The organism is Nocardioides kongjuensis (assembly GCF_013409625.1).
Lineage (GTDB): Bacteria > Actinomycetota > Actinomycetes > Propionibacteriales > Nocardioidaceae > Nocardioides > Nocardioides kongjuensis.
In genome coordinates, this window is the sequence record NZ_JACCBF010000001.1 from 5,529,588 (window position 1) to 5,555,609 (window position 26,022).

26 protein-coding genes are annotated in these 26,022 nt (G+C 71.9%); 11 read left to right on the forward strand and 15 right to left on the reverse strand.

The genetic code is table 11. The features are described 5' to 3' along the window. Nucleotides 1-9: 9 nt before the first annotated feature. Nucleotides 10-462 (reverse strand): MaoC family dehydratase, encoded by a 453-nt coding sequence (locus BJ958_RS26515; RefSeq protein ID WP_179729747.1) that lies wholly within the window; start codon nucleotides 460-462, stop codon nucleotides 10-12. 47 nt (nucleotides 463-509) lie between these two features. Here BJ958_RS26515 and BJ958_RS26520 point away from each other — a divergent pair, with 47 nt between their 5' ends. Beyond that, the gene (locus BJ958_RS26520) at nucleotides 510-1,616 is read left to right on the forward strand and encodes an adenosine deaminase (RefSeq protein ID WP_179729748.1); all 1,107 of its coding nucleotides are present in this window, start codon (nucleotides 510-512) and stop codon (nucleotides 1,614-1,616) included. Here BJ958_RS26520 and BJ958_RS26525 read toward each other — a convergent pair. Beyond that, complete coding sequence (locus tag BJ958_RS26525; protein ID WP_179729749.1) at nucleotides 1,595-2,113, reverse strand: hypothetical protein; 519 nt, start codon at nucleotides 2,111-2,113, stop codon at nucleotides 1,595-1,597. The two genes, BJ958_RS26520 and BJ958_RS26525, sit on opposite strands and share 22 nt — an antisense overlap. Then, nucleotides 2,097-2,747 carry an ATP-binding protein gene (locus tag BJ958_RS26530; protein WP_179729750.1) on the reverse strand — a complete coding sequence of 217 codons (651 nt, stop codon included), beginning with the start codon at nucleotides 2,745-2,747 and terminating at the stop codon, nucleotides 2,097-2,099. Before BJ958_RS26530 ends, BJ958_RS26525 begins: the two co-directional genes overlap by 17 nt. A gap of 59 nt (nucleotides 2,748-2,806) precedes the next feature. On the opposite strand from BJ958_RS26530, the gene BJ958_RS26535 reads away from it, so the two are divergent. Then, nucleotides 2,807-4,003, forward strand: a complete 1,197-nt coding sequence (locus BJ958_RS26535) for a dipeptidase (protein ID WP_179729751.1) — start codon at nucleotides 2,807-2,809, stop codon at nucleotides 4,001-4,003. Nucleotides 4,004-4,078: 75 nt separating this feature from the next. Here the strand turns inward: BJ958_RS26535 and BJ958_RS26540 are convergent, their stop codons facing one another. From BJ958_RS26540 to deoC, 5 genes are all read right to left on the reverse strand, one after another. Beyond that, a complete protein-coding gene (locus tag BJ958_RS26540; protein WP_179729752.1) occupies nucleotides 4,079-5,362 on the reverse strand; it encodes an HNH endonuclease signature motif containing protein in 1,284 nt (427 codons plus the stop codon). 242 nt (nucleotides 5,363-5,604) lie between these two features. Beyond that, nucleotides 5,605-6,150 carry a putative immunity protein gene (locus BJ958_RS26545; protein ID WP_343052815.1) on the reverse strand — a complete coding sequence of 182 codons (546 nt, stop codon included), beginning with the start codon at nucleotides 6,148-6,150 and terminating at the stop codon, nucleotides 5,605-5,607. Next, nucleotides 6,129-6,998, reverse strand: coding sequence for an aldehyde dehydrogenase family protein (locus tag BJ958_RS26550; protein ID WP_179729753.1), 870 nt, complete (start codon nucleotides 6,996-6,998; stop codon nucleotides 6,129-6,131). Before BJ958_RS26550 ends, BJ958_RS26545 begins: the two co-directional genes overlap by 22 nt. Then, nucleotides 6,998-8,434 (reverse strand): aldehyde dehydrogenase family protein, encoded by a 1,437-nt coding sequence (locus tag BJ958_RS26555; protein ID WP_179729754.1) that lies wholly within the window; start codon nucleotides 8,432-8,434, stop codon nucleotides 6,998-7,000. The genes BJ958_RS26550 and BJ958_RS26555 overlap by 1 nt, the downstream gene beginning before the upstream one ends. Nucleotides 8,435-8,437: 3 nt before the next feature. Next, nucleotides 8,438-9,400 (reverse strand): deoxyribose-phosphate aldolase, encoded by a 963-nt coding sequence (gene deoC, locus BJ958_RS26560; protein ID WP_179729755.1) that lies wholly within the window; start codon nucleotides 9,398-9,400, stop codon nucleotides 8,438-8,440. A 23-nt stretch (nucleotides 9,401-9,423) separates the two neighbouring features. Here deoC and BJ958_RS26565 point away from each other — a divergent pair, with 23 nt between their 5' ends. Then, entirely contained in the window at nucleotides 9,424-9,996 is a 573-nt protein-coding gene (locus BJ958_RS26565) for a hypothetical protein (RefSeq protein ID WP_179729756.1), read from the forward strand. A 30-nt stretch (nucleotides 9,997-10,026) separates the two neighbouring features. After that, nucleotides 10,027-10,593 (forward strand): FKBP-type peptidyl-prolyl cis-trans isomerase, encoded by a 567-nt coding sequence (locus BJ958_RS26570; protein WP_179729757.1) that lies wholly within the window; start codon nucleotides 10,027-10,029, stop codon nucleotides 10,591-10,593. Nucleotides 10,594-10,596: 3 nt separating this feature from the next. Here the strand turns inward: BJ958_RS26570 and BJ958_RS26575 are convergent, their stop codons facing one another. After that, nucleotides 10,597-12,267, reverse strand: coding sequence for a phosphohexomutase domain-containing protein (locus BJ958_RS26575; protein WP_179729758.1), 1,671 nt, complete (start codon nucleotides 12,265-12,267; stop codon nucleotides 10,597-10,599). A 106-nt stretch (nucleotides 12,268-12,373) separates the two neighbouring features. On the opposite strand from BJ958_RS26575, the gene BJ958_RS26580 reads away from it, so the two are divergent. Beyond that, nucleotides 12,374-14,638: an FdhF/YdeP family oxidoreductase gene (locus BJ958_RS26580; protein ID WP_179729759.1), complete on the forward strand. Its 2,265-nt coding sequence runs from the start codon at nucleotides 12,374-12,376 to the stop codon at nucleotides 14,636-14,638. Between the two features lie 16 nt (nucleotides 14,639-14,654). Here BJ958_RS26580 and BJ958_RS26585 read toward each other — a convergent pair whose 3' ends face one another. Both BJ958_RS26585 and BJ958_RS26590 read right to left on the reverse strand, forming a co-directional pair. Then, the gene (locus tag BJ958_RS26585) at nucleotides 14,655-15,644 is read right to left on the reverse strand and encodes an aldo/keto reductase (RefSeq protein WP_179729760.1); all 990 of its coding nucleotides are present in this window, start codon (nucleotides 15,642-15,644) and stop codon (nucleotides 14,655-14,657) included. A 34-nt stretch (nucleotides 15,645-15,678) separates the two neighbouring features. Next, nucleotides 15,679-16,062: a MerR family transcriptional regulator gene (locus BJ958_RS26590; RefSeq protein ID WP_179729761.1), complete on the reverse strand. Its 384-nt coding sequence runs from the start codon at nucleotides 16,060-16,062 to the stop codon at nucleotides 15,679-15,681. Between the two features lie 62 nt (nucleotides 16,063-16,124). Here BJ958_RS26590 and BJ958_RS26595 point away from each other — a divergent pair, with 62 nt between their 5' ends. Continuing rightward, nucleotides 16,125-16,571, forward strand: a complete 447-nt coding sequence (locus tag BJ958_RS26595; RefSeq protein WP_179729762.1) for an SRPBCC family protein — start codon at nucleotides 16,125-16,127, stop codon at nucleotides 16,569-16,571. Here the strand turns inward: BJ958_RS26595 and BJ958_RS26600 are convergent. The 3 genes from BJ958_RS26600 to BJ958_RS26610 are packed head-to-tail and all read right to left on the reverse strand — an operon-like array spanning nucleotide 16,568 to nucleotide 18,732. Beyond that, complete coding sequence (locus BJ958_RS26600; protein ID WP_179729763.1) at nucleotides 16,568-17,137, reverse strand: VanZ family protein; 570 nt, start codon at nucleotides 17,135-17,137, stop codon at nucleotides 16,568-16,570. The genes BJ958_RS26595 and BJ958_RS26600 overlap by 4 nt on opposite strands. Before the next feature lie 30 nt (nucleotides 17,138-17,167). After that, entirely contained in the window at nucleotides 17,168-18,007 is an 840-nt protein-coding gene (locus BJ958_RS26605; RefSeq protein WP_179729764.1) for an SDR family oxidoreductase, read from the reverse strand. Beyond that, entirely contained in the window at nucleotides 18,004-18,732 is a 729-nt protein-coding gene (locus BJ958_RS26610; protein ID WP_179729765.1) for an SDR family NAD(P)-dependent oxidoreductase, read from the reverse strand. The genes BJ958_RS26605 and BJ958_RS26610 overlap by 4 nt, the downstream gene beginning before the upstream one ends. Before the next feature lie 120 nt (nucleotides 18,733-18,852). Here BJ958_RS26610 and BJ958_RS26615 point away from each other — a divergent pair, with 120 nt between their 5' ends. The 5 genes from BJ958_RS26615 to BJ958_RS26635 are packed head-to-tail and all read left to right on the forward strand — an operon-like array spanning nucleotide 18,853 to nucleotide 25,078. Next, entirely contained in the window at nucleotides 18,853-20,181 is a 1,329-nt protein-coding gene (locus BJ958_RS26615; RefSeq protein WP_179729766.1) for a flavin-containing monooxygenase, read from the forward strand. After that, nucleotides 20,178-20,807, forward strand: a complete 630-nt coding sequence (locus BJ958_RS26620) for a TetR/AcrR family transcriptional regulator (protein ID WP_218865982.1) — start codon at nucleotides 20,178-20,180, stop codon at nucleotides 20,805-20,807. The genes BJ958_RS26615 and BJ958_RS26620 overlap by 4 nt, the downstream gene beginning before the upstream one ends. Beyond that, nucleotides 20,804-21,730 (forward strand): alpha/beta hydrolase, encoded by a 927-nt coding sequence (locus tag BJ958_RS26625; protein ID WP_179729767.1) that lies wholly within the window; start codon nucleotides 20,804-20,806, stop codon nucleotides 21,728-21,730. Before BJ958_RS26620 ends, BJ958_RS26625 begins: the two co-directional genes overlap by 4 nt. After that, a complete protein-coding gene (locus BJ958_RS26630; protein ID WP_179729768.1) occupies nucleotides 21,723-23,324 on the forward strand; it encodes an AMP-binding protein in 1,602 nt (533 codons plus the stop codon). Before BJ958_RS26625 ends, BJ958_RS26630 begins: the two co-directional genes overlap by 8 nt. Beyond that, nucleotides 23,321-25,078 (forward strand): N-acyl-D-amino-acid deacylase family protein, encoded by a 1,758-nt coding sequence (locus tag BJ958_RS26635; protein ID WP_179729769.1) that lies wholly within the window; start codon nucleotides 23,321-23,323, stop codon nucleotides 25,076-25,078. Before BJ958_RS26630 ends, BJ958_RS26635 begins: the two co-directional genes overlap by 4 nt. On the opposite strand, the gene BJ958_RS26640 is transcribed toward BJ958_RS26635, so the two are convergent. After that, complete coding sequence (locus BJ958_RS26640) at nucleotides 25,068-26,012, reverse strand: helix-turn-helix transcriptional regulator (protein ID WP_218865983.1); 945 nt, start codon at nucleotides 26,010-26,012, stop codon at nucleotides 25,068-25,070. The two genes, BJ958_RS26635 and BJ958_RS26640, sit on opposite strands and share 11 nt — an antisense overlap. Between the last annotated feature and the right edge of the window lie 10 nt (nucleotides 26,013-26,022).

A 26,022-nucleotide genomic window follows, 5' to 3' on the forward strand; every position in this document is an offset into this window, starting at 1 on the left:
CCGGGCCGATCAGGGCAGCAGGAGCACCACGGTCTCGGCGACCGCGGCCGGCTTGTCCTCGCCCTCGATCTCGATGACGTGCTTGAGGGTGATCTGGTAGCCGCTGGCGAGCTCGGTGACCTCGGCCAGGGTGATCGTCGAGCGGATCCGCTTGCCGACCAGCACCGGGTTCGGGAAGCGCACCTTGTTGATGCCGTAGTTGAGCTTCGCGCCGGGCGTGGCCAGGTCGAAGATCCCGTGGCCGAGCCAGGGGATGAGGGAGAGCGTCAGGTAGCCGTGGGCGATGGTGCCGCCGAACGGCCCCTCCTTCGCACGCTCCACGTCGACGTGGATCCACTGGTGGTCACCGGTCGCCTCGGCGAACTGGTTCACCCGCTCCTGGGTGATCTCGACCCAGTCGCTGGTGCCGAGGACCTCGCCGTTGGCGGCGATCAGCTCGTCGAACGTGGTGAAGACCCGCATGGTTCTCTGCTCCTGGCTCTGTGGTGTCTCGTCACTAGGATTCGGTCATGGAACCTACACGCGGCCTGCCGGCGGACCTGCTGCGGGCGGCACCCAAGGTGCTGCTCCACGACCACCTCGACGGCGGACTGCGGCCGGCGACGATCATCGAGCTCGCCGCCGGGGTGGGCCACGCCCTCCCGGAGACCGACACCGACGCGCTCGCGCGGTGGTTCGCGGAGGCGGCCGACTCGGGTTCCCTCGAGCGCTACCTCGAGACCTTCGCCCACACCGTCGGTGTCATGCAGACCGCGGAAGCGCTCACCCGGGTCGCGCGCGAGTGCGTCGAGGACCTGGCCGCCGACGGTGTCGTGTACGCCGAGATCCGCTACGCCCCCGAGCTCCACGTCGAGTCCGGCCTCGACCTCGAGGAGGTCGTGGCGGCCGTGCAGCAGGGCTTCGAGGAGGGCATGGCCGCCGTCGCCGCGTCCGGTGGCCGGATCATCGTGCGGCACCTGCTGACCGCGATGCGCCAGGCCGCCCGCGCCATGGAGATCGCCGAGCTCGCCATCGCCTGGCGCGACCGCGGCGTCGTCGGCTTCGACATCGCCGGCCCGGAGGCGGGCTACCCGCCCACCCGGTTCATCGACGCGTTCGAGTACCTCCAGCGCGAGAACTCGCACTTCACCATCCACGCCGGCGAGGGCTTCGGCCTGCCGTCGATCTGGGAGGCCGTGCAGTGGTGCGGTGCCGACCGCCTCGGCCACGGCGTGCGGATCGTCGACGACATCAAGGTCGACGACGCCGGGGTGGCGCAGCTGGGCCGGCTGGCGTCGTACATCAGGGACAAGCGGATCCCGCTCGAGATGTGCCCCTCGTCCAACGTGCAGACCGGCGCCGCGCCGTCACTCGCCGAGCACCCGATCAAGCTGCTCGCCTCGCTGCGGTTCCGGGTCACGGTCAACACCGACAACCGGCTGATGAGCCGCACCACGCTGAGCCGGGAGTTCGGGCTGCTCGCCGAGACCTTCGGCTACGGCTGGGCCGAGATGGAGTGGCTGACCGTCAACGCGATGAAGTCCGCATTCATCCCCTACGACGAGCGGTACCGCCTGATCACCGAGACCATCAAGCCCTGGTACGCGGCGCAGGCTCAGACCACGAACCAGAAGTAGCTCCAGCCGGCGACGCCCACCTGCTGCCCGGCCCAGTTCTGCGCGGGCACGTCGATCAGGTGGCCGCTCGCCGGGTCGAACACCTCGATGCCGGTCGCGGTCGCCCGGACGGCGAGCACGACGTGGCGCGGCAGGCACCGGCTGCCGATGTAGACCGCGACGGGTCGGCTGCGCAGCTGCTCGCGCAGGACGTCGTACCCGATCGCGGGGCGGGGGCGCACGACCACCGTCGCGACCTGCTCGCCGCTGAGCGCTCGCATCGCGTTGGCGACCGCCCACGGCGGGGTGCCGAGCGCGCGCGGCCACGGCACCTGGAAACGGTCGCGCGGACTGCGCGACGACGTGAGCAGCCGGTGCTCCTCGGTGATGTCGTGCTCCGGGTCCTCCGGGCGCCACGAGGTCAGCAGGGCACGGGCGCCGAGGACGCTGGCCGCGCCGCAGGTGCGGCTGTCGGGCTGGCGCAGCGCGCTGGGCGCCAGGTCAGCCGGCCACCGCATGGTCGCCCTCCTGGTCGTGGCTGTCCCGCAGCTCGGCGAACGCCCGGTCGCCGGTCGCGACCCGGCAGCCCACGGCGATGGCCCGGCGCACGATCTGGCGCTGGGCACGGGCGAGCGCCAGGCCGCGTCGGACCAGCACCAGGGGCGGCTTGCGGTGCTCGCGCAGGTCGCGGGTGAGCCGGCGCCAGAACGTGACGACCGGGTGCTGGGTGATGCAGTACGCCTCGGCAAGGATCCCGGCGCGGCGGCACTCCTCGACGATCTCGGTCGCGAAGATCCCCTCCGCGCAGAACCGCCGGGCACCGGCCAGGTCGAGACGCTGGGAGCCGTTGCGCCGGCTCTCCGAGATCGAGTACGCCGGCACCTCGGTCGTGCCCGTCGAGCACAGCTCGCGGAGGGCGGCGAAGGCGTCCTCGTGGCTCCAGCTGCCCGGGTGGTCCCAGTCCACCAGCCCCGCGTTGGCGCCCTCGGTGATCAGCGGCAGGTCCGGCTCGTCGCCGTCACGGTAGAAGTCGTCGAGCCGCAGCGTCGGCCAGCCGTACGCCTTCGCGAGCCGCGCGGCGAGGCGGGACTTCCCGGACCCCGAGGGGCCGGCGAGCACGATCACGCGGGCACCAGGCCGACTACCGGTCATGGGGGTCGAGTCTGCCGTACCGGGGATGGGGGAGCGAGCCGGCCGGTAAGTTCGCGGCCATGGGAGAGGGAGGACGGCGGCCGCGCCGCTGGATCAAGAGGACGTTGCTGACACTGCTGGCGCTGGTGGTGCTGGCCGCGATCGGGTTCTTCACGTTCGGGCCGGGCATCGTCGAGAACGGGATGAACAAGGTCGAGCCGGCCGAGCTGCCCGAGGTCAGCCCCGAGACGCAGAAGCTCCACGACTCGCTGGAGATCGTCGACATGCACTCGGACACGCTGATGTGGGACCGCGACATCCTGGACCGCTCCGACCGCGGGCACCTGGACCTGCCCCGGCTCGAGGACGGCAACGTCGCGCTGCAGGTGTTCTCGTCGGTGTCGAAGTCGCCGAAGGGACAGAACTACGACAGCAACTCCGCCGACAGCGACAACATCACGCTGCTGACCATCGCGCAGCTGCAGCCGCCGCGGACCTGGACCTCGCTGCTGCAGCGCTCGCTCTACCACGCCGAGAAGCTGGGGAAGGCCGCGCGCAACTCCAACGGCGCGCTCCGGCTGATCCGCTCCCGCCGCGACCTCGACCGGCTGGTCGCCGACCGCGAGGACGGCCAACAGGTCACCGGCGCGCTGTTCTCGGTCGAGGGCCTGCAGAACCTCGAGGGCGACTTCGACAACCTCGACAAGCTCTTCGACGCCGGCATGCGGATGGCCGGCTTCACGCACTTCTTCGACAACGAGGTCGCCGGCTCCATGCACGGCGAGAAGAAGGGCGGACTGACCGACCTCGGGCGTCGCGTGTTCCGGGAGATGGAGCGTCGCGGGATCATCGTCGACATCGCGCACGCCAGCCACGACTCGGTGGCCGAGATGCTGGCGATGGCGACCAAGCCGGTCGTCCTCAGCCACGGCGGCGTCCAGGCCACCTGCGACGTCAACCGCAACCTCACCGACGACGAGATCCGCGGAGTCGCCGCCACCGGAGGCGTCGTCGGCGTCGGCTACTGGGACGCCGCCGTCTGCTCGCTCACCACGAAGGCCGTCGTCGACGCGATCGACCACGTCGTCGAGGTCGCCGGCATCCGGACCGCTGCCCTCGGCAGCGACTACGACGGCGCCACCACCGTCGGCTGGGACACCACCCACCTGGCCGCGATCACGCAGGAGCTGGTGGACCGTGGCTACGACCGGGCCGCGATCGCCGCGATCATGGGCGGCAACACGCTGCGGGTGATGCGGGCGACCCTCCCGCAGTAGGCGGTCGGACATGCGGACATGCGGACGTGCCGACGCCCCGCAGGACGCTGCTCCTGCGGGTGCGGGGCGGGGTCGCTACTCGTCGGGCGGGTGCACCGGGTGGGTGCCGCGGTGGTCGACCCGGAACCGGAACCCAGTGGGACTGGTCCACACGTAGGTCGCCGGCATCGGGGTGTCGTAGCGCCAGGTCGAGTGGGTCTTGGCGCGGTGGTGCCGTCGACAGAGCGGGACGAGGTTGCAGGGGCAGGTCGGACCACCCCGTTGGTGGGGCTTTGCGTGGTCGATGTCGCACCGGGTCGCGGGACGGGTGCAGTGCGGGAACCGGCAGGTGTGGTCCCGCAACGCGACCCTGGTCTTGTGGCGGTCCGGGATCTCGTAGGCCGTGACGGGGAGATGGTCGGCCAGGTCGACGACCGGACGCACGACGATCGTGGTGTGCCGGGCACGCAGCCACTCACGGATCTGCGCGGTGCTGACGGGGCAGCGGCCCTCCTCCCACCGCCCGACCGGGTTCCGGCCAGCAAGGGTGGTGTCGGTGACGTGCACGTTCAACACGACCTTGCGACCGGGGACGGTCGCGACCACCTCCCCGGTGTCGGGGTCCGGGACCAACAGGTCGAGGGCCAGGTCCTGGCGGGCGAGCTCGGCAGCGGCCTTGGAGCGGCGCACGTCGAGTGACGAGTCGTCCCCGAGCCGGCCGAGCACCTCGGCCCTGCGTCCGATGGCTTGGTCGAGGTCGTGCCCGTCGGCGGCATCCAGGAGCCCGTCGAGGTGCACGAGGCCGTGCTCGTCGACGTCGCTGATGTCGAAGTGCCGGTGGTCGGCGGCCTTGGCCCGGTCGGTCTCGGCCTTGTCGGGGTCGTAGCGGAGAACGGCTTCAGCGACGAGGCGTTCGAGCTGGGCCCACCCGACGCCGGAGGCGTTCCACAGCTGCCGGTCCACGAACCCCGCCGCCTCAGCACCAAGACCCCGGGTGAGGTCCGCGATCCGCTCAGCACGCCACGGCGCCAACCTCCCCGCCACCACCGCCTCGTAGACGTTGGGGAGCCGCCAGGCGCACTCGATGACCCGACCGACATACGCCTTGCCGCCGTCGGGGGTGCGGCCGAGGACCGCGACGAGCTCCATCAACGCGAACTCGCTGACCAGCGGTGCGCCGTCACCGGCGATCGGGACGCCGGTGTCGAGGTAGCCCTCGGTGATCGTCGCCGCACCCTCCGGTCCGGACACGACGTGGTCGCCGGCCCACTCCACGATCGTCGCCCATTCGCGGACGAGGGAGGCCTGGCGGCCTTCGACCTCGGCACGCAGCCCGGACAGCAGAGCTGCTGTCGAACGGGGCCTGGTTCCGAGATCCATGACTGAATTCTCCCACCCACCTGCGACAGAAGCGAACGTTCAGAACCCGCCTGGGGACAGGGGAAACTCCCATTCACGGGTGTGGAGAACCGACGTCACCAACCATCGCGAAGGTGCCTGCGGGACCGTAGCCCGACCGCGGAACCCGACCACCTCCCCACCTCCCTCGTCGCTGCCTTTTCGGAACGAAACCAGCCACCCAACCGACGCCCACGGACAGCCCCGGCGGTCCTCGTCCGGGATCAGCGAGCGCGCTCTCGCAGGGCTGCGTCGAGCACCACCATCAGCTCCGCCACGCGACTCCGGCCGGGCGGTGCGGCGGGGTAGCGACGCAGTACGTCGACCAGCACGGGCGTCGCACGCGCGGCCGCTGCGTCGACCGCGGCCTGACCCGCGAGGGGGTCGTCGCCGGAGGCGAGCTCGGCGATCCGGGCGGCGTTGGCCGAGGCGCGCAGGATGTGGCCGACCTGGTGTGCCCGGGCGATGGGGTGGAGGTAGGCGGCGGACGCGGCGTCGCCCGCGGCCTGCGCGGCGAGCCGGGCCGGCTCGCTCGGAGCGGCGGCCGCGGCCCGGTGGGCGTCCATCGACGCGACCCGCTGGAGGCGGCCGCGCGGCGCGCCGTCGGCGAAGACCCGAGCAGCGTCGAGCGCGGCACGCGGCCGCGGGTCCTCCGGGCAGGCGTCCTCGAACACGGGGAGCAACGGCTCTGCCGAGGCCAGGACGAAGCGCGCGACCTCGCGCAGCTCGCCGGGCGTCAGCTCGAACCTCAGATCCCGATCGGGTGCCACACCGTCTTCTGCTCGACGAACGCGGTCATGGGGGACAGGCCCGGCTCGGCCGACCAGTCCGGCTCGGCGTCGGGCGCCCGGCGTACCCGCTTGAGGTTGTCGGCCGCCGCGACCTCCAGCGAGGTCGCCAGCTCGGCGTCGCCCGCGACGCCGCACAGGTCGATCGCGTTGACGTCCATGTGGGCCGCCAGCCAGGGGCCGAGGGCGGAGGCGTCGCCGGTGAGGATGTTGACCACGCCGCCGGGGACGTCGGAGGTGGCGAGCACCTCGGAGAAGGTGACGGCGGGCAGCGGCCGCTCGTAGGACGACACGACCACCGCGACGTTGCCGGTCACGATCACCGGCGCGACGACCGAGACCAGGCCCAGCAGCGAGGACTCCTGCGGGGCGAGCACGCCCACGACGCCGGTCGGCTCGGGGGCGGTGTGGTTGAAGAACGGGCCGGCGACCGGGTTGGCGTTGCCGATCACCTGGGCGAGCTTGTCGGCCCAGCCGGCGTACCAGACCAGGCGGTCGACGGCGGCGTCGACCTGGGCTCGCGCGACCGCGGCCGAGACGCCCTCGGACTGGCGCACGGCGTCCTCGAACTGCGGGCGGCGGTCCTCCATGACCTCGGCGATCCGGTACAGGATCTGGCCGCGGTTGTAGGCCGTCCGCCCCGACCAGGGACCGAAGGCCTTGCGGGCCGCGACGACCGCGTCGCGGACGTCCTTGCGCGAGGCGAGGGAGGCGTTGGCCACGAACTTCCCCTTGCTGTCGGTGACCTCGTAGGAGTGGCCCGACTCCGAGCGCGGGAACGCGCCGCCGATGTAGAGCTTGTAGGTCTTGCGCACGTCGATGCGAGCCATCAGGCGTCCGCTCCCTTCAGGTACGCGGCGAGGCCCTGGCGCCCGCCCTCGCGGCCGTAGCCGGACTCCTTGTAGCCGCCGAACGGGCTGGCGGGGTCGAACTTGTTGAACGTGTTGGCCCACACCACGCCGGCGCGCAGCTGCGAGGCCATGTGCAGGATCCGCGAGCCCTTCTCGGTCCACACGCCGGCGGAGAGGCCGTACGGCGTGTTGTTGGCCTTCTCGATCGCCTCGGCGGGCGTGCGGAAGGTCAGCACGGACAGGACCGGTCCGAAGACCTCCTCGCGGGCGATCCGGTGGGCCTGGGTGACGCCGGTGAAGACCGTCGGCGGGAACCAGAAGCCCGACGACGGCAGGTCGCACGCCGGGGCCCAGCGCTCGGCGCCCTCGGCCTCGCCGATGTCGGAGAGCTCACGGATGCGGGCCAGCTGCTCGGCGGAGTTGATGGCGCCGATGTCGGTGTTCTTGTCGAGCGGGTCGCCGACGCGCAGCGTGCCCATCCGGCGCTTGAGCCTGCCGAGCACCTCGTCGGCCACGGACTCCTGGACCAGCAGCCGCGAGCCCGCGCAGCAGACGTGGCCCTGGTTGAAGAAGATGCCGCCGACGATGCCCTCGACCGCCTGGTCGATGGGGGCGTCGTCGAAGACGATGTTGGCGGCCTTGCCGCCCAGCTCGAGGGTGGCCTTCTTGTCGGTGCCGGCGATGGCACGGGCGATCGCCTTGCCGACCGCGGTCGAGCCGGTGAAGGCGACCTTGTCGACGTCGGGGTGGGAGACCACGGCCTGTCCGGTCGAGCCGGCACCGGTGACGATGTTGACGACACCGGGCGGCAGGTCGGCCTGCTGGCAGATCTCCGCGAACAGCAGCGCCGTCAGCGGGGTCGTCTCGGCCGGCTTGAGCACGACCGTGTTGCCGCACGCCAGCGCGGGTGCGACCTTCCACGCCAGCATGAGCAGCGGGAAGTTCCACGGGATGACCTGACCGGCGACACCCAGCGGCTGCGGGTCGGGTCCGAGGCCGGCGTGCTCGAGCTTGTCGGCCCAGCCGGCGTAGTAGAAGAAGTGCGCGGCGACGACGGGGACGTCGACGTCGCGGCTCTCCTTGATCGGCTTGCCGTTGTCGATCGACTCGAGGACGGCCAGCTCGCGAGCGCGCTCCTGGATGATCCGGGCGATCCGGAACAGGTACTTGGCCCGCTCCTTGCCCGACATCCGCGACCAGCCGCGGAACGCGCGCCGGGCCGCCCTGACGGCGAGGTCGACGTCGGCGTCGGAGGCCTCGGCGATCTCGGCGAGGGTCTCCTCGGTGGCCGGGTTGACGGTCTTGAACGACGTCCCGCGGCCGTCGACGAACTCGCCGTCGATGAACAGGCCGTAGGAGGGCTTGATGTCGACGATGCTCCGCGACTCGGGAGCCGGTGCGTACTCGAAGGCCATGTCTCAGTCCAGGGTGAAGTAGTCGGGACCGCTGTAGCGGCCGGTGGTCATCTTCGTGCGCTGCATGAGCAGGTCGTTGAGCAGCGTCGAGGCGCCGAAGCGGAACCAGTCGGGGTCCAGCCAGTCGTCGCCGACGACCTCGTTGACCATGACGAGGTACTTGATCGCGTCCTTGGCGGTGCGGATGCCGCCGGCCGGCTTCACGCCGACCTGGACGCCGGTCGCCTCGCGGAAGTCGCGGACCGCCTCGAGCATCACCAAGGTGACCGGCAGGGTCGCCGCCGGCTGGACCTTGCCGGTCGAGGTCTTGATGAAGTCGGTGCCGGCGAGCATCGCGAGCCACGACGCGCGGCGTACGTTGTCGTAGGTCTGCAGCTCGCCGGTCTCGAAGATCACCTTGAGGTGGGCGTGCGAGCCGTCGGGACGCCTGCACGCCTCGCGGGTCGCGACGATCTCCTCGAACACCTGCAGGTAGCGACCGGCCAGGAACGCGCCCCGGTCGATGACCATGTCGATCTCGTCGGCGCCGTTGGCGACCGCGTCACGGGTGTCGGCGAGCTTGACGTCCATCGACGCCCGCCCGCTGGGGAAGGCCGTCGCCACGGCCGCGACGTTGACCTCGTCCCCGACGATCGCCTTGACCTCGCCGACCAGGTCGCCGTAGACGCACACCGCCGCCACCGACGGGCAGGTCGGGTCGGCGGGGTCCGGGCGCAGTGCCTTGTTGGCGAGCGCGCGGACCTTGCCGGGGGTGTCCTGGCCCTCCAGCGTGGTCAGGTCGACCATCCTGATCGCCAGGTCGAGGGCCCACGCCTTCGAGGTGGTCTTGATCGAGCGGGTCCCGAGCCCGGCGGCCCGCGCCTCGGCACCGACCTGGTCGACACCCGGCAGGCCGTGCAGGAACCGGCGCAGCGAGGCATCGCTCGCCGTCACTTCGGAGTACGCCGCGAGGGCGGTGGTCGCCATGGGCCCAGCATAGGGTTGCGACTGTGCAGAGCGAAGGTGTCGACAAGGTCGAGCGGTACAGCTCCGGCGGCCTGGTCATGGGCGTGACCGGGCTGGTGCTGCTGGCGGCCGTGATGATCTACGGACTGGTCGACGACGAGGCCGGTCTCGCGCCCTGGGCCTACCCGTTCTGCCTCCTGCTCGGCGTGCTGACCTGGCTGGTGATGATCCGGCCCGCCGTGCGGTTGCACCGCGACGAGCTCGAGCTGCGCAACGTCCTGCACACGCGGTGGGTGCCCTTCGCCGTCATCACGCGCGTGGACGTCACCCAGGTGACTGTGGTGACCGTCGGTGAGCAGCGCTACGTCGGCAGCGGCTTCGGCCGCACCCGCGGGACCATCCGCCGGGACCGCCGCGCCTCCCACGACACCCCGCTCGAGAAGCGGTCCACCGCGTGGCTGATCGAGGACAAGATCGAGCGTCGGATCGCCGCCGCCCGCGAGCGTCGGACGACGACCGAGGGGGTCGCGCAGGTGCGCCACGCCTGGGCGGTGCCCGAGATCGCGGTGCTCGCCGTGCTCGCCGTGGCGACCGTGGTGCTGGCCCTCGTCCGCTGAGGGTTTCACGCCGTTCGTAGGCTGCACCCCATGCAGACCCGTGTCCGGCTCGCCGCCGCCGCCCTCCTGTCGCTGTCCGTGCTCGCCACCAGTGCGTGTGGTGACGACGGGGAGGACAAGGCCGCCGACAACACCTCCAGCGCGCCGTCCACGACGCCGACCAGTGACGCGCCTGTCCCCGCGGGTGACGAGTGCACGGTCGACGACATCAAGGTCGAGGGCGACTTCGGCGCGACGCCGACGATCACCATCCCCGACGACTGCAAGCCCCCGACCACGCTGCTCTCCAAGGACCTCGTCACGGGCACCGGCCCGGCCGCGAAGGCCGGCGACACCGTCGAGACGAACTACCACCTGGTGACCTGGTCGGACAAGCAGGTGCTCGACAGCTCCTTCGAGCGCGGCCAGACCTTCCCGCTCGAGGACCTCGGCAACGCGCCGGTCATCGACGGCTGGAACCAGGGCCTGATCGGCGTCCAGAAGGGCACCCGCCGGCTGCTCGTCGTGCCGCCGCAGCTGGGCTACGGCGCCGGCGGCAACGGCGTCGCGCCGAACGAGACCCTCGTCTTCGTCGTCGACGCGGTCTCGATCAGCTGACGCTCAGATCCCCGCTGCGGCGGCGATGTCGGCCCGCAACGCGGTGAGCCGCGTCGCCGCCTCGGCCCGGGCCGCGGTGACGTCGCCGCCGGCGACGGGGACCACGACCTCGAGGTAGCACTTGAGCTTGGGCTCGGTGCCGCTCGGACGGACGACGACCCGGCTCCCGTCCTCGGTGCGGTAGCGCAGGCCGTCGGTCGGCGGCAGCTGCGCCGACCCGGCCGTGAGGTCGTCGGCGGTGGTGACCGCCGAGCCGCCGAGGGAGGTCGGCGGCGTCGTGCGCAGCCGCTCCATCGCGGTGGCGATCTCGCCCAGGTCGGTGACCCGCACCGAGAGCTGGTCGGTCGCGTGCAGGCCGTGGGTGACGGCGATGTCGTCGAGCAGGTCGAGCAGGCTGCGGCCGGCGGCCTTGGCCTCGGCGGCGATCTCGCACAGCAGCAGCGCGGCGGAGACGCCGTCCTTGTCGGAGACGTGCGCCGGGTCGACGCAGTAGCCGAGCGCCTCCTCGTAGCCGAACACGAGATCGGGCAGCCGGCCGATCCACTTGAAGCCGGTGAGCGTCTCGGCGTACCGCTGCCCGTGGGCCGCTGCCATCGTCCCGAGCAGCGACGACGACACGATCGAGGTGGCGTAGACGCCGGTGCGACCGGCCCTCAGCAGGTGGTCCGCGAGCAGCGCGCCGACCTCGTCACCGCGCAGCATCCGCCAGCCGTCGGGCCCCGGCACGGCGGCCGCGCACCGGTCGGCGTCGGGGTCGTTGGCGATGACCAGGTCGGCGCCGGTCCGCTCGGCGAGCGCGACGGCGCGGTCGATGGCGCCCGGCTCCTCCGGGTTGGGGAAGGCGACCGTCGGGAAGTCCGGGTCGGGTGCCTCCTGCTCGGCGACCACCTGGGGAGCCGCGAAGCCGGCGGTCTCCAGCACCGTCGGCAGTGCGCCACCGCCGACGCCGTGCAGCGGCGTGTAGACGATGGCCAGGTCGCGCGGCCCGTCGCCGGCGATCGCCGCGACGGTGTCGAGGTAGGCGTCGACGATCCCGTCGTCGAGGACCCGGCCACCGGTCGTCTCCAGCGGCACACGGGCGATCGATTCCAGGCTTCCGACAGCCGCGATCCGCGCGGCGATCTCGCTGTCGGCGGGCGGCACGATCTGGCTGCCGTCGCCGAGGTAGACCTTGTAGCCGTTGTCCTGCGGCGGGTTGTGGCTGGCGGTCACCATCACGCCGGCAGCGCAGCCGAGCTCGCGGATCGCGAACGCCAGCAGCGGCGTCGGCAGCGGCCGGGGGAGCAGCAGCGGCTTGAGGCCGGCGCCGGTCATCACCTCGGCGGTGTCGCGGGCGAAGACGTCGGAGTTGTGGCGGGCGTCGTACCCGATGACGACGGGGGTGCCGGGGGCGGTGCCGGTGTCGAGGAGGTACGCCGCCAGGCCGGCTGCGGCGCGCAGCACGACGACCCGGTTCATCCGGTTGGGCCCGGCGCCCAGCGCGCCGCGCAGGCCCGCCGTACCGAACTCGAGGGTGCCGCGGAAGCGGTCGGCGAGGTCGGCGCGGGCGTTGGCGTCGCCGGCCTCGACGGCCGCGATCACCCGCACCAGCTCGTCGCGGGTCTGGACGTCGGGGTCCTCGGCGAGCCAGGACTGGGCCCTGGCGAGCAGGACGTCGGTGTCAGGCGTGGTCACCGGCCCACCGTAGCCGCGCGGGCCAGTGCGTGGTGGACAACGCCGGCCGCGGACTTTGTCCGCGACGTGCTGTCGCGCGGGGGTGCTGCGGGGTTAGGTTCGCTCCATGGCGGATCAGAGCTGGTCGCAGAAGGACTACCACCATCCGGCAGCCGGCTGGGGGGCCGCGATCTCGGTCAACAAGGTGCTCGCGAAGGAGCGCGCGTTCGGTCGCGGCAGCGCCGCGATGTTCCGGATGAACCACGAGAACGACGGCTTCGACTGCCCCGGCTGCGCCTGGCCCGACGACCTCAAGGGCCTCAAGCTGGACATCTGCGAGAACGGCATCAAGCACGTCGTGTGGGAGATGACGTCGAAGCGGGTGGACCGCGACTTCTTCGCCCGGCACACGGTGAGCGAGCTGGAGGGCTGGTCCGACTTCGAGCTCGAGGACCAGGGCCGGCTGACGGAGCCGATGGTCTACGACGCCGCCTCCGACACGTACGTCCCGATCAGCTGGTCCGACGCGTTCGCGTTGGTGGGCGCGGAGCTGCGGGCGCTCGACGACCCGAACCAGGCATCGTTCTACACCTCGGGCCGGCTCGGCAACGAGGCCACCTTCCTCTACCAGCTCATGGCACGGGAGTACGGCACCAACAACCTGCCCGACTGCTCGAACATGTGCCACGAGGCGTCCGGGCGGGCGCTGCAGGCCTCGCTCGGCACCGGCAAGGGCACCGCCGACCTCGAGGACTGGGAGACCGCGGACGCCCTGTTCATCATGGGCGTCAACGCCGCGTCGAACGCCCCGCGCATGCTGACCGCGCTGACCGAGGCCTTCGACCGGGGCGCCCAGATCGTGCACGTGAACCCGCTCATCGAGGCCGCCTCGCGCAAGGCGATCATCCCGCACGAGATGGTCGACATGGCCCTGATGAAGGCCACCCGCACCGGCACGCTCAACCTGCAGGTGCGTCCCGGCGGCGACATGGCGCTGATGCGGGGCATGGCCAAGGCGCTGTTCGAGGAGTTCCGCACCGACCCGAAGGCGCTCGACGTCGAGTTCATCGAGCGCTACACGCACGGCTTCTCCGACTACCGCGACCTGGTCGAGGCCACGCCGTGGTCCGAGCTGGTCGAGCAGTCCGGGCTGACGGAGAAGGAGATCCGCAAGGCCGCCCGGATCTACTCCGCCTCCGACCGCACCCTGATCAGCTGGTGCCTCGGCGTCACGCAGCACGAGCACGGCCCCGACGCGATCCGTGAGATCGTCAACGTGCTGCTCCTGCGCGGCAACCTCGGCCGCGAGGGCGCCGGCCCGTCACCGGTGCGCGGGCACAGCAACGTCCAGGGCAACCGCACCTGCGGCATCGACCACCGCCCGTCCACCGACTTCCTGGACCGTCTCGACGCGGCGACCGGGATCACGGCGCCGCGCGAGCACGGCCGCGACACCGTCTCGACCATCGCCGGGATGCACGACGGCACCGTGAAGGTGTTCGTCGGGATGGGTGGCAACTTCGTGATGGCGGCCCCGGACACGCCGTACACCGCCGAGGGGCTGCGTCGCTGCGAGCTCACCGTCCAGGTCAGCACCAAGCTCAACCGCAGCCACCTGGTCCACGGCCGCAAGGCGCTGATCCTGCCCTGCCTGGGCCGCACCGAGAAGGACGAGCAGAAGCACGGGCTGATGGAGACCTCGGTCGAGGACTCGATGAGCATGGTCCACCTGTCGCGTGGCAAGCGGAAGCCGGCCTCCTCGCACCTGCTCTCGGAGCCGGCGATCATCGCCGGGATGGCGCGCGCGACGCTGCCGGACAGCGCCACCCCGTGGGACTGGTACGTCGACGACTACGACCGGATCCGCGACACGATGGCCAAGGCGCTGATCGGGTTCGAGGACTTCAACCGGCGGGTCCGGCTGCCGCTCGGCTTCCGGCTCAAGCAGCCCGCGCGCGAGCTGGTCTTCGCGACCCCGTCGGGGCGGGCGGAGTTCTCCTCCGCGCCGCTGCCCGACGTGATCCCGGCCGACCCCGACGTGCTGGTGCTGCAGACGATGCGCTCGCACGACCAGTGGAACACCACGATCTACTCCGACGACGACCGCTACCGCGGGGTGAAGAACCTGCGCACGCTGGTGTTCCTGCACAAGGACGACATGAGGGCCCGGGGGATCGAGCAGGGTGGGCTGGTCGACATCGTCGCGACCTGCAAGGACGGCTCGACCCGCGAGCTGCGGGGGTACACGGCGCTCAGGTACGACCTGCCGCGGGGGAGTGCGGCCGGCTACATGCCCGAGATGAACGTGCTCATCGGCGCCGGCGACTACAGCGAGCAGAGCGACCAGCCCCTGATGAAGAACCTCAAGGTGCGGATCACGCCTGCCCGCTGAGTCGCGGCGGCCGGGCTCAGGCGTCGATCGTGCTCATGTCGCCGTACCGGTCGCCGGCGACGGCGTCGCGCGGCACCGCCGCGTCGAGGGCCGCGAGGTCGTCGGCGCTGAGCGTGATGTCGCGGGCGGCGGCGTTCTCCTCGAGGTAGGCGACCCGCTTGGTGCCGGGGATCGGCACGACGTCCTCGCCCTGGGCGAGCACCCACGCGAGCGCGAGCTGACCGGGGGTGCAGCCGTGCTGGGTCGCCAGCTCCCGGACCTTGTCGACGAGGGCGAGGTTGGTCACGAGGTTGTCGCCCTGGAAGCGCGGGAAGTACGCCGTGGCGCGGCTGTCGCCCTCGGCCGGGGTGTCGGTGATCGCGCCGGTCAGCAGGCCGCGGCCCAGCGGCGAGTAGGGGACCAGGCCGATGCCGAGCTCGCGCAGGGTCGGCAGGATCGCGTCCTCGAGGTCGCGCGTGAACAGCGAGTACTCGGTCTGCAGCGCGGTGACCGGGTGCACCGCGTGCGCGCGCCGGATGGTCTCCGCGGACGCCTCCGACAGCCCGAGGTGGCGCACCTTGCCGGCCTCGACGAGCTCCTTCATCGCGCCGAGGGTGTCCTCGATCGGGACCGTCTTGTCGACCCGGTGCTGGTAGTAGAGGTCGATGTGGTCGACGCCCAGGCGCTGCAGGCTGGCGTCGCAGGCGCGGCGGACGTAGTCGGGGCTGCCGTTGACCCCGAGCCGGGTCCCGTCCGGCAGCCGCTCGTTGCCGAACTTCGTGGCGAGCTGGACCTCGTCGCGGCGTCCGGCGATCGCCTTGCCGACGAGCTGCTCGTTGGTGAAGGGGCCGTACATGTCGGCGGTGTCGAGGAAGGTGATCCCCAGGTCGAGGGCGCGGTGGATGGTCGCGATGCCGGCGGCCTCGTCGGGAGCTCCGTAGAACTCCGACATGCCCATGCAGCCGAGGCCGAGGGAGGAGACGGTCAGCGGGGACGTCGTACCGAGGGTGCGGGTCGAGTTCGTCATGCCGACCATCGAACCCCTTGGAGCGCACTCCAGGTCAAGCGCTCCTGTCGAGCTCCTCGAGCCGGTGCTCGTAGATCCCGATCTTGTGGTCGATCGCCCCGAGGTGCGCGGTCACCTCGGCGAGCCGGCGAAGCACCTCCTCGCGGTGCGCGTGCAGCAGCGCGAGGCGCTCCTCCTCGTTGCCGTCGCCCGCCCGGACCAGGTCGGCGTACCGGCGCACGTCGCGGATCGGCATCCCGGTCGCGCGCAGGCAGGTGACCAGCCGGATCCACCGCAGGTCGGGCTCGTCGTACTGTCGGCGACCGCCGAGGTCGCGGGGGACCGGCCGCAGCAGCAGGCCGTCCTTCTCGTAGTAGCGCAGCGTGTCGGTCGACAGGCCGACGTGGTCGGCCGCCTCAGCGATGCTCACTCCGGGCATGGTCCGAGTGTCTCCCCTGGAGTGCACTCCAGGTCAAGCCGGGGAACCGCCATGATGGAGCCGTGCGCCGCTCCTTCGCCTTCTCCGACTCGTGGGTCGTCGACGCACCGGTCGACCACGTGGCGGCCGTGCTCGTCGACCTCGAGCACTACCCGCGCTGGTGGCCGCAGGTGCGCGCGGTGGCCAAGCTCGGCCCCGACACGGCGTGGGTGCGCTGCCGGTCCACGCTGCCCTACACCCTCGACCTGGTCCTCGACGCCGTCTCCCGCACGCCCCCGGTGGTCGAGGTGGCGATCGGCGGCGACCTGGCCGGCTACGCCCGGTTCACGCTCACCGCCGACGGCGGTGGGACCCGGCTGGACTTCGCGCAGGAGGTCACCGTCGGCGGGCTGCTCGCGCTGGCGTCGTACGGCGGGCGGAGGGTGCTGGAGTGGAACCACCGGCGGATGATGGCGGGCTGCCGGGCGGGGCTCTCGGGCACGACGAGCGAGCCCGGCCCGCCCGCCTAGCGCTGCCGGAGCTTCGCCTGCCGGTGCCGCCACGGCCGGAGCACGACGACGGCGACCAGCCCCAGCACCGCGCCGAACACCGCACCGGTGGTGTTGTCGATGACGTCGGTGACGTCGCAGGCACGGTCGATCCGGGCGAGCTCGAGCTGGGTGATCTCGATCATCGCGGAGTAGGCGGCGAGGCCGAGGAGGCCGGCGGGGGCGAGGAGCCAGCCGGTCCGCCAGCGGGCGACGGCGAGGACGAGGAGGGCGCCGGCGGGCACGAAGAGGACCGTGTTGAGGGTGCGCTGACCGGACTGGAGGATCCAGAAGCCGTCGGGTGCGGGGCCGCCGATGTCCCAGGAGCAGGAGGTCATCCGGGTCTCGGCGGGGACGAAACCGGTGTCGGGGGAGGTGGGGACCAGGGTGACCAGGGCGATCACCACGACCGACCACACGAAGCCCACGATCGCGAACCCGGAGACCCAGCCGAGGGGGCGGGCGAGGGCGAGACCGAGGAGGGCGCAGAGCACTCCCGCGACGCCGATGCCGAGCAGCATGACACCGGTCCCCCCGAACGTGACCATGGGCCCAGACGTTAGCCGCCTGCCCCCACCTCACCCCAGCCGGCGACGCCGGCTCAGGGAGACCTGCGCGCGCTGCTTCGCGATGAACCTCGTCGCCATCCGGTTCACGAGCAACGGCGAGAGCCGGCCGATCCGCCACGCGATCCGGGCCTGGCGCGGCTCGATCACGATCGCCTCGTCGGCGGCGACCGCGGCGAGCACCCGGCGGGCCAGCGCGTCCGGGTCGACGGGCTGCTTCACGCCCTGCCCCTCGAGGTAGTAGTCGCGGCCCTTGAACCGGCCGATCTCACCCTTGTCGAGGATCGGGGTGTCGACGGCGGCGGGACAGACCACGGTGACGCCGACGCCGTGCCCGGCCGCCTCGGTGCGCAGCGCCAGGGACATCCCCACCACCGCGTGCTTCGTCGTGACGTACGACGTCATCAGGCCGGCCGCCATCAGCCCGCCCATCGACGCGGTGTTGACGATGTGCCCGCTGCGCTGGGCGATCATCTGCGGGTACGCCGCGTGCACGCCGTGCACGACGCCGCGGACGTTGACGTCGATGATCGCGTTCCACTGGGCGAGGGTGAGGTCCTCGGTGTTGCCCAGGAAGGTGATGCCGGCGTTGTTGAACATCAGGTCGATCCGGCCGTGCTCGGCGACGACGGCGTCGACGGCGGACTGCACCGCCTCGGCCGAGGTCACGTCGACCTGTCGCGCCACCGCCGTCCCGGGTCCGGCGGTCGAGGAGGCGACGGCGGAGGCGGCGTCGAGGTCGAGGTCGGCGCACACGACGTACGCGCCGTCGGCGACCAGCGCCCGCACGAGCGAGGCGCCGATCCCGGAGCCGCCGCCGGTGACGATCGCGGTCGTCGTCGGGCGGGTCATGCGAACGCCTTCTCGACGAGCCCGACCAGGTCGGGGTAGCGCTTGAGGTGCGCGCCGCCGTTGATGTCGAGGGTCTCGCCGGTGATCCACGACGACTCGTCGGAGAGCAGGAACCGGATGGCGGCGGCGATCTCCGCCGGCTCGCCGGAGCGGCCGAGCGCGGTGTTGTCGAGGTAGTCCTCGCGCACGCCGGGGATGTCCATCGCGGGCGCCGTCAACGGGGTGACGACCAGGCCGGGGGCGACCGCGTTGACGCGTACGCCGCGCGCGCCGAGCTCGAGGGCGGCCACCTCGGTGAGGGCGACCAGGCCCGCCTTCGCCGCGCAGTAGGCCGCCAGGCCGGTCCCGGGCTGACGGGCGTTGAGCGACGAGAGCGACACGATCGAGCCGCCGTCCGCGATCCGGCGCCCGGCGTGCTTGAGCACCAGGAAGGCGCCGTTGAGGCAGACCTCGACGACCCGGCGCCACTCGGCCGCATCGTGGTCCACGACCCGCGACAGCGTGCTGACGCCGGCGCAGTTGACCACGCCGTGCAGGCCGCCGCGCTCGGCGACGACGAGGTCGAGGAGCGCCTCGACGGAGGCCTCGTCCGTGACGTCCACGAAGGCGTCCGCCGCGGTACCGGGGAGGTCCGCGACGACGACCTCGTGGCCCGCGTCGCGCAGCACCCGGGCGGTGGCCGCCCCGATCCCGGACGCGCCGCCGATGACGACCGTTACCTGCATGAGCTCGCTCCTGACATTCGTCTGAATCTGTTGACACGTGTCAAATGACAGGCCTAACGTGACGCCCGTCACCAGGTTTGTCAAGGGTCCCGGTCGGGACCCGACGGGAAGGAAGCAACGATGAGTGGTCCCACCGTCGCCGTGATCGGCGCGGGCATCAGCGGCCTCACGATGAGCAAGATGCTCGCCGACTACGGCGTGGAGTTCACGACCTTCGAGTCGTCGGACCGGGTCGGCGGCAACTGGGCGTTCGGCAACCCCAACGGGCACAGCAGCGCCTACCGCTCGCTGCACATCGACACCTCGAAGCACCAGCTGTCCTTCAAGGACTTCCCGATGCCCGAGGAGTACCCGGACTTCCCGCACCACACCCAGATCAAGGACTACCTCGACGCGTACGTCGACGCCTTCGACCTGCGCCGGCGCATCGAGTTCGAGAACGGCGTGGTCAGCGCCGAGCGCCGCCCCGAAGGCGGCTGGGACATCACCGACCAGGCGGGCCGGACCCGCGACTTCGACGTGCTCCTGGTGGCCAACGGCCACCACTGGGACCCCCGCTTCGCCGAGTTCCCCGGCGAGTTCACCGGCGAGACGATCCACTCGCACGCCTACATCGACCCGTGGACGCCGCTGCACCTGATGGACAAGCGGATCCTCGTGGTCGGGATCGGCAACAGCGCGGCGGACATCACCGTGGAGCTGTCGCAGAAGGCGATGCGCAACCAGGTCACCTTGTCGACGCGGAGCAGCGCGTGGATCGTGCCGAAGCTGCTCTACGGCAAGGCCGCCGACATGAACTACCGCACCAACCCCCACCTGCCGTTGAGCTGGCAGCGCAAGGTGGCGCAATGGGGGCAGCGGTTCACGGCGTCCGACCCCACGCTCTACGGTCTGCCGACACCGAACCACAAGTTCTTCGAGGCCCACCCCACCCAGTCCGGCGAGCTGCCGCTGCGGCTGAAGTCCGGCGACGTCACTCCGAAGGGCAACGTCGCCCGGCTCGACGGCGAGACCGTCCACTTCGAGGACGGCACGAGCGCGGACTTCGACGTGATCATCTACGCGACCGGCTACAACATCACGTTCCCGTTCTTCGATCCCGAGCTCATCAGCGCCCCTGACAACGACATCCGGCTCTACAAGCGGGTCTTCATGCCCGGCTTCGACGACCTCGCCTTCATCGGCTTCGCCCAGTCGACGCCGACCCTGTTCCCGTTCGTCGAGTGCCAGACCCGGATGGTGGCGGCCTGGCTGGTCGGTCGCTACGCGACGCCGTCGACCGACGAGATGGAGCGGGTGATCGACGAGGACACGCAGAAGTACACCGGTCACATGGTCCAGAGCGCCCGGCACACCCAGCAGCTCGACTACTTCGTCTACGAGCACGACCTGCGCACGAGGGAGATCCCCGCCGGCCGGGCCCGCGCGGCCGCGGCGGTGGCCCGATGAACGACGAGCGCCTGTGGGCCCGGATGGTGGACCGGCGCAGCGTCAACCGCGGCGACCAGCGTCGCACGGCGCTGCTCGAGGCGCTCGACGAGCTGCTCCGCGAGCAGACGCTCGAGGAGGTCAACGTCGCGGAGATCTCCCGCCGCGCGGGCGTCACCCGCTCGGCGTTCTACTTCTACTTCGAGAGCAAGGCGACCGCCGTCCTGGCCCTGATGGCCGAGCTGTACGACGACGCGTCGGACGCCACCGACCTGCTGGTCAAGGCCGAGGGCGACCCCCGGACCCGGATCCGCACCGTCGTCGCGACCCTGTTCGACTCCGTGGACAGGACCCCGCACACCTACCGCGCGCTCCTCGAGGCGCGCGCCACGAGCGCCGCCGTCCGCGAGCTGTGGGAGGCCGGGCGCGCCGAGTTCGCGGAGATGACCGCGGAGATGATCGAGCGCGAGCGGGCCGCCGGCCACGCGCAGACCGGTGCCGACGCGCACGTCCTCGCGGCGGTCCTGCTCGACCTCAACGACCACGCCGTCGAGCGGCACGCGATGGGCGTCGGCCCCGAGCGCGAGGCCCACATCGACGCGATCACCCACATCTGGATCCAGAGCATCTACGGGAGCCCCGCATGACCCGCACGACCTTCGACTTCACCTCCGGCGACGTCCGTTGTGCCGCCACCCACTTCGCCGGTGCCGACGGCGCCCCCGTCGTCGTCCTCGCGCACGGCCTCGCGGGCACCCAGGACGCCGGCCTGTTCCCCTTCGCCGAGGCATTCGCCGCGGCCGGACTGCACGCGGTCACCGTCGACTACCGCGGCTTCGGCGCGAGCGACGGCGAGCCGCGACAGGTCGTCTCGCTCGCGGGCCAGGTCGCCGACCTCCACGCGGCGGTCGACGCGGCGAAGCGGCTGCCCGGCGTCGACCCGACCCGGGTCGTGCTCTGGGGCGTCTCGCTCGGTGGCGGACACGTCGTCTCGGTCGCCGCCGAGCGCACCGACATCGCCGCGGTGGTCTCGGTCGTGCCGATGGTCGACGGCCTCGCCGCCGCCCGTCTGGCCACCCAGCACCACCGCCCCGGCCAGCTGCTCGCCTCCACGGGGCGCGGCATCGCGAGCGCCGTACGACGCAGGGCGGGCCTCGGCCCGGCGATGATCCCGGTCGTCGCGCACCCCGGCGAGACCGGTGCGCTGACCCTGTCGGGCGCCTACGAGGACTACCTCGCGATCGCCGGTCCGACCTGGCGCAACGAGGTCGCCGCCGACGTCGTGATGGAGCTCGGCACCCGCGCTCCGGCGAAGGCCGCCGCCGCGATCGCCGGCACCCCGTGGCTGGTGCAGGTCGCCGACTTCGACCGCAGCGCCCCGCTGCACGCCGCGATGAAGGCCGCCTTCGCGGGGCGTGCCGAGGTCCGCCACTACCCGGGCGACCACTTCGACCTGTTCGCCGGCAAGCCGTTCCACGAGCCCGCCGTCGAGCACGCGCTGCACTTCCTGCTGCGGCACGTCACGGTCCCGGCTGTCGCGTCGCCCGATCTGGAGCCGGCCCATGGCTGACACCGTCCAGGGGCTCCTGCTCGCCCACGCGGAGCGCGACTCCGTCGGCCTGCGGCACGAGGACCGCACCTGGTCCTGGCGCGAGGTCGTCGCCGGCGCCGCGGCCCGGGCGCACGTGCTGCGCTCGATGGCCGAGACCGACGATCAGGCCGGCAGCCCGCTGCACGTCGGGCTCCTGCTGCCCAACGGTCCCGAGATGGCGCTCGCGATCTCGGCCGGCGCGATCAGCGGGCACGTCACCGCCGGCATCAACGCGACCCGACGCGGTGAGGCGCTCGCGTCCGACGTACGCCGGGCAGACTGCCAGGTGCTGCTCACCGACAGGACGCACCGCCCGCTGCTCGACGGCCTCGACCTCGGCGGCGCGACGGTGATCGACACCGACGCCGCCGCCTGGCCGGCACTGGTCGCGAACGCACCGACGACCACCGACGGCTTCCCGACGCCGGCGGCGATGGACACCTTCATGCTCATCTTCACCTCGGGCACGAGCGGTGAGCCGAAGGCGGTGCAGGTCGCGCACTTCATGGTGGTGATGGCGGGCTCGGTGCTGGTCGACAAGTACGGCCTCGACGCCGACGACGTCGTCTACTGCTCGATGCCGATGTTCCACAGCAACGCCATCGCGGCCGGCTACGCCGTCAGCGCGGCCTCCGGCGCCGCCCTGGCCGTGGCCGAGTTCTCGGCGCGCGGCTTCATCGACGACGTCCGGCGCCACGGTGCGACCTACCTGAACTACGTCGGCAAGCCGCTCGCCTACGTCCTCGCGACGCCGGAGCGGCCCGACGACGCGGACAACCCGCTGCGCTTCGCCTTCGGCAACGAGGCCTCGGAGCGCGACATCCGCGAGTTCGCGCAGCGCTTCGGCTGCTCGGTGTGGGACGGCTTCGGATCGACCGAGAACGCCATCATCATCACCCGCAACGAGGAGACGCCGCCCGGCTCGATCGGCGTCCCGTTCGACGGGGTGGCGGTCTACGACCGGGTGACCCGCACCGAGTGCCCGCGCGCGACGTACGACGCCGAGGGCCGTGTGACCAACCTCGACGAGGCGGTCGGCGAGCTGGTCAACACCCAGGGGGCGGGCTTCTTCGGCGGTTACTACAACGACGAGAAGGCGACGGCCGAGCGGCTCGAGGGTGGCATGTACTGGTCCGGCGACCTCGCCTACCGCGACGCCGACGGCTTCGTGTTCCTGGCCGGCCGCACCGACGACTGGCTGCGCGTCGACGGCGAGAACCTCGCTGCGGCGCCGGTCGAGCAGCTGCTGCTGCGCCACGACGCGATCTCCCAGGCGGCGGTGTACGCCGTCGCGGACGAGCGGGTCGGTGACCAGCTGATGTGTGCGCTGGTGCTGCGGGACGGGGCCTCCCTCGACCCCGTGGGGTTCGCGTCCTTCCTCGCTGAGCAGCCGGACCTGTCGCCGAAGGCGTGGCCGCGCCACGTCCGGGTGTCCACGGCCCTGCCGAGCACCGCCACCAACAAGGTCCTCAAGCGCGAGCTGCGTGCCCAGGGACTGGCCACCGACGACCTGCTCTGGTCGCGGGGCGAGCGGGACCACGACTACGCGGAAGCGGTCAGGAGCAACTCATGAGCACCCAGGGCTACGACGTCATCGTCCGCAACGGCCGGTGGTTCGACGGGACCGGTGCCCCCTCGGCGGTGCGCCACCTCGGCATCAGCGACGGGAAGGTCGTCGCCGTCAGCGCTGATCCGCTCGACGAGGCGGACTGCCCGCGGGTGATCGACGCGACCGGGCACTGGGTGCTGCCGGGCATGGTCGACATCCACACCCACTACGACGTCGAGGTGCTCGTCCAGCCGGGGCTGACGGAGTCCCTGCGGCACGGCATCACCACGACCTTCCTCGGCTCGTGCTCCCTGTCCACCGTGCACGCCGCGCCCGAGGACGCCGGCGACCTGTTCGGCCGGGTCGAGGCGATCCCGCGCCCGTACGTCGTCGGCGCCCTCGACGAGCTGAAGACGTGGACGAGCGCGGGGGAGTACGTCGCTGCGCTCGAGGAGCTGCCCCTCGGCCCCAACATCGCCGCGTTCATCGGGCACTCCGACATCCGCTCCGCGCGGATGGGACTGTCCCGCTCGACCGACCCGACGGTCCGGCCCAGCGCTGCCGAGCTGGACCGGATGGAGGCCGACCTCCGCGACGCGCTGGACGAGGGCTTCGTCGGCATGTCCTCCCAGGAGCTGATGTTCGACAAGCTGGACGGCGAGACCTGCCGCTCGCGCACCCTGCCGTCGACGTACGCGAGACGGCGCGAGCGCAAGCGCCTCAACAAGCTGCTCCGGGCACGCGGCCGCGCCCTGCAGGGCGGTCCCGACGTCGCGAAGCCGCAGAGCCTGGCCCGGATGGCGTTCAGCAGCTGCGGATGGGGCCGCAAGCCGGCGCTCAAGGTCAGCCTGCTCTCGGCCGCGGACATCAAGGCGATCCCCATGGTCGCCCACCTGTTCCCGCTGATCGCCCGCACCGTCAACCGGTTCGGCGGCGACCTGCGCTTCCAGCACCTGCCGGTGCCCTTCGAGGTCTACTCCGACGGCATCGCGCTGCCGGTGTTCGAGGAGTTCGGCTCCGGTGCCGCCGCGCTGCACCTGTCGAACCAGATCGAGGAGCAGCGCGCGCTGCTCGCCGACGAGGACTATCGCCGCTGGTTCCGCAAGGACTACGACAAGAGGTACGGCCCGCGGGTGTGGCACCGCGACTTCTTCGACGCCGAGATCACCGAGTGCCCCGACGCGACGGTCGTCGGCAAGACCTTCGGCCAGGTCGGGGTCGAGCGTGGCGGCGTGCACCCCGTCGACGCCTTCCTCGACCTCGTCGTCGAGCACGGCGAGAAGGTGCGCTGGCGCACCACGATCTCCAACCACCGGCCGAAGGTCCTCGACAAGCTGACCTCCGACCCGGGCGTCCAGCTCGGCTTCTCCGACGCCGGCGCCCACCTGCGCAACATGGCGTTCTACAACTTCGGGCTCCGGCTGCTGCGGCGGGTCCATGACGCCGAGCGGGCCGGTCGTCCCTTCATGACGCTCGAGCACGCCGTGCACCGGATCACCGGCGAGCTCGGCGACTGGTACGGCATCGACGCGGGCCACCTGCGCGAGGGCGACCGGGCCGACCTCGTGGTCATCGACCCCGAGCGGCTCGACGACTCCCTGGACGCGTACGCCGAGGCCCCGGTCCCGGCCTTCGGCAACCTGTCCCGCATGGTCAACCGCAACGACGCGACCGTGGCCGCGGTGCTCGTCGGTGGCGAGGTCGTCGTCGAGGACGGCGTCCCGACCCCGGCGGTCGGCGTACGACGGACCGGGCGGTTCCTGAGGGCTACCGGCTGACCCGGGCGCCGAGCCGGCCGATCAGCGCGGCCAGCTCGGCCGGCTCCTCGACCTCGAAGTCGCGGTCGAGGTTGGCGAGCACGAGCACCGGCCAGTCGAGCGTGTCGGTGCTCATCGTCATCCGGCAGCGGTCCGCGCCGAGTGCCTCGACCTCGCCCCAGCGGCCCATCACGGCGTGCACCTCGGCGGCGGGCGCCCGGACGACGACCTGCACGTGGTGGCGCTGCGGCCGGTTCCGCAGGCCGCGGCTGACGTACTGCGCCGCGTCGCCACCGGGGACCTCCCGCGGCCGGAACCGCTGGCCCGTGGTGGTCGGTACGTCGGCCAGCCGGTCCACCCGGAACGAGCGCCAGTCCTGGCGCTCGCGGTCGTGCGCGACGAGGTACCAGCGCCGGCCGAGGTTCACCAGCCGGTGCGGCTCGACGCGGCGCGTGGTGCTCGTGCCGTCGGCGGCGGTGTAGGGGAAGGTGACCACCTCGTCGTCGCGGCAGGCCTGGGCCAGCGTCGTCAGCACCGTGGGATCGAGCGTCGGTCCGCCCGACCAGGGCAGCCCCTCGGTCTGGGTCTGCAGTGCGCCCATCCGGCGGCGCAGCCGCGGCGGCATCAGTGCGATCACCTTGGTCAGCGCCTGCAGCGTCGTGTCCTCGAAGCCGGGGACGCCGCCGTTCGCGGCCGCGCGCAGGCCGACCGCGACGGCCACCGCCTCGTCGTCGTCGAGCAGCAGCGGCGCCATCGCCCCGCCCGCGCGCAGCTGGTAGCCGCCGGCCGCCCCGCGGACGGCGTCGACGTCGTACCCCAGGTCGCGCAGGCGCTCGACGTCGCGACGCAGGGTCCGGTCGCTGACCTCGAGGCGCGCGGCGAGGTCGCCGCCGGACCAGAACCGGTGGGTCTGCAGGAGGGACAGGAGCCGCAGCATCCGGGCCGAGGTGGACATGGTTCCACGA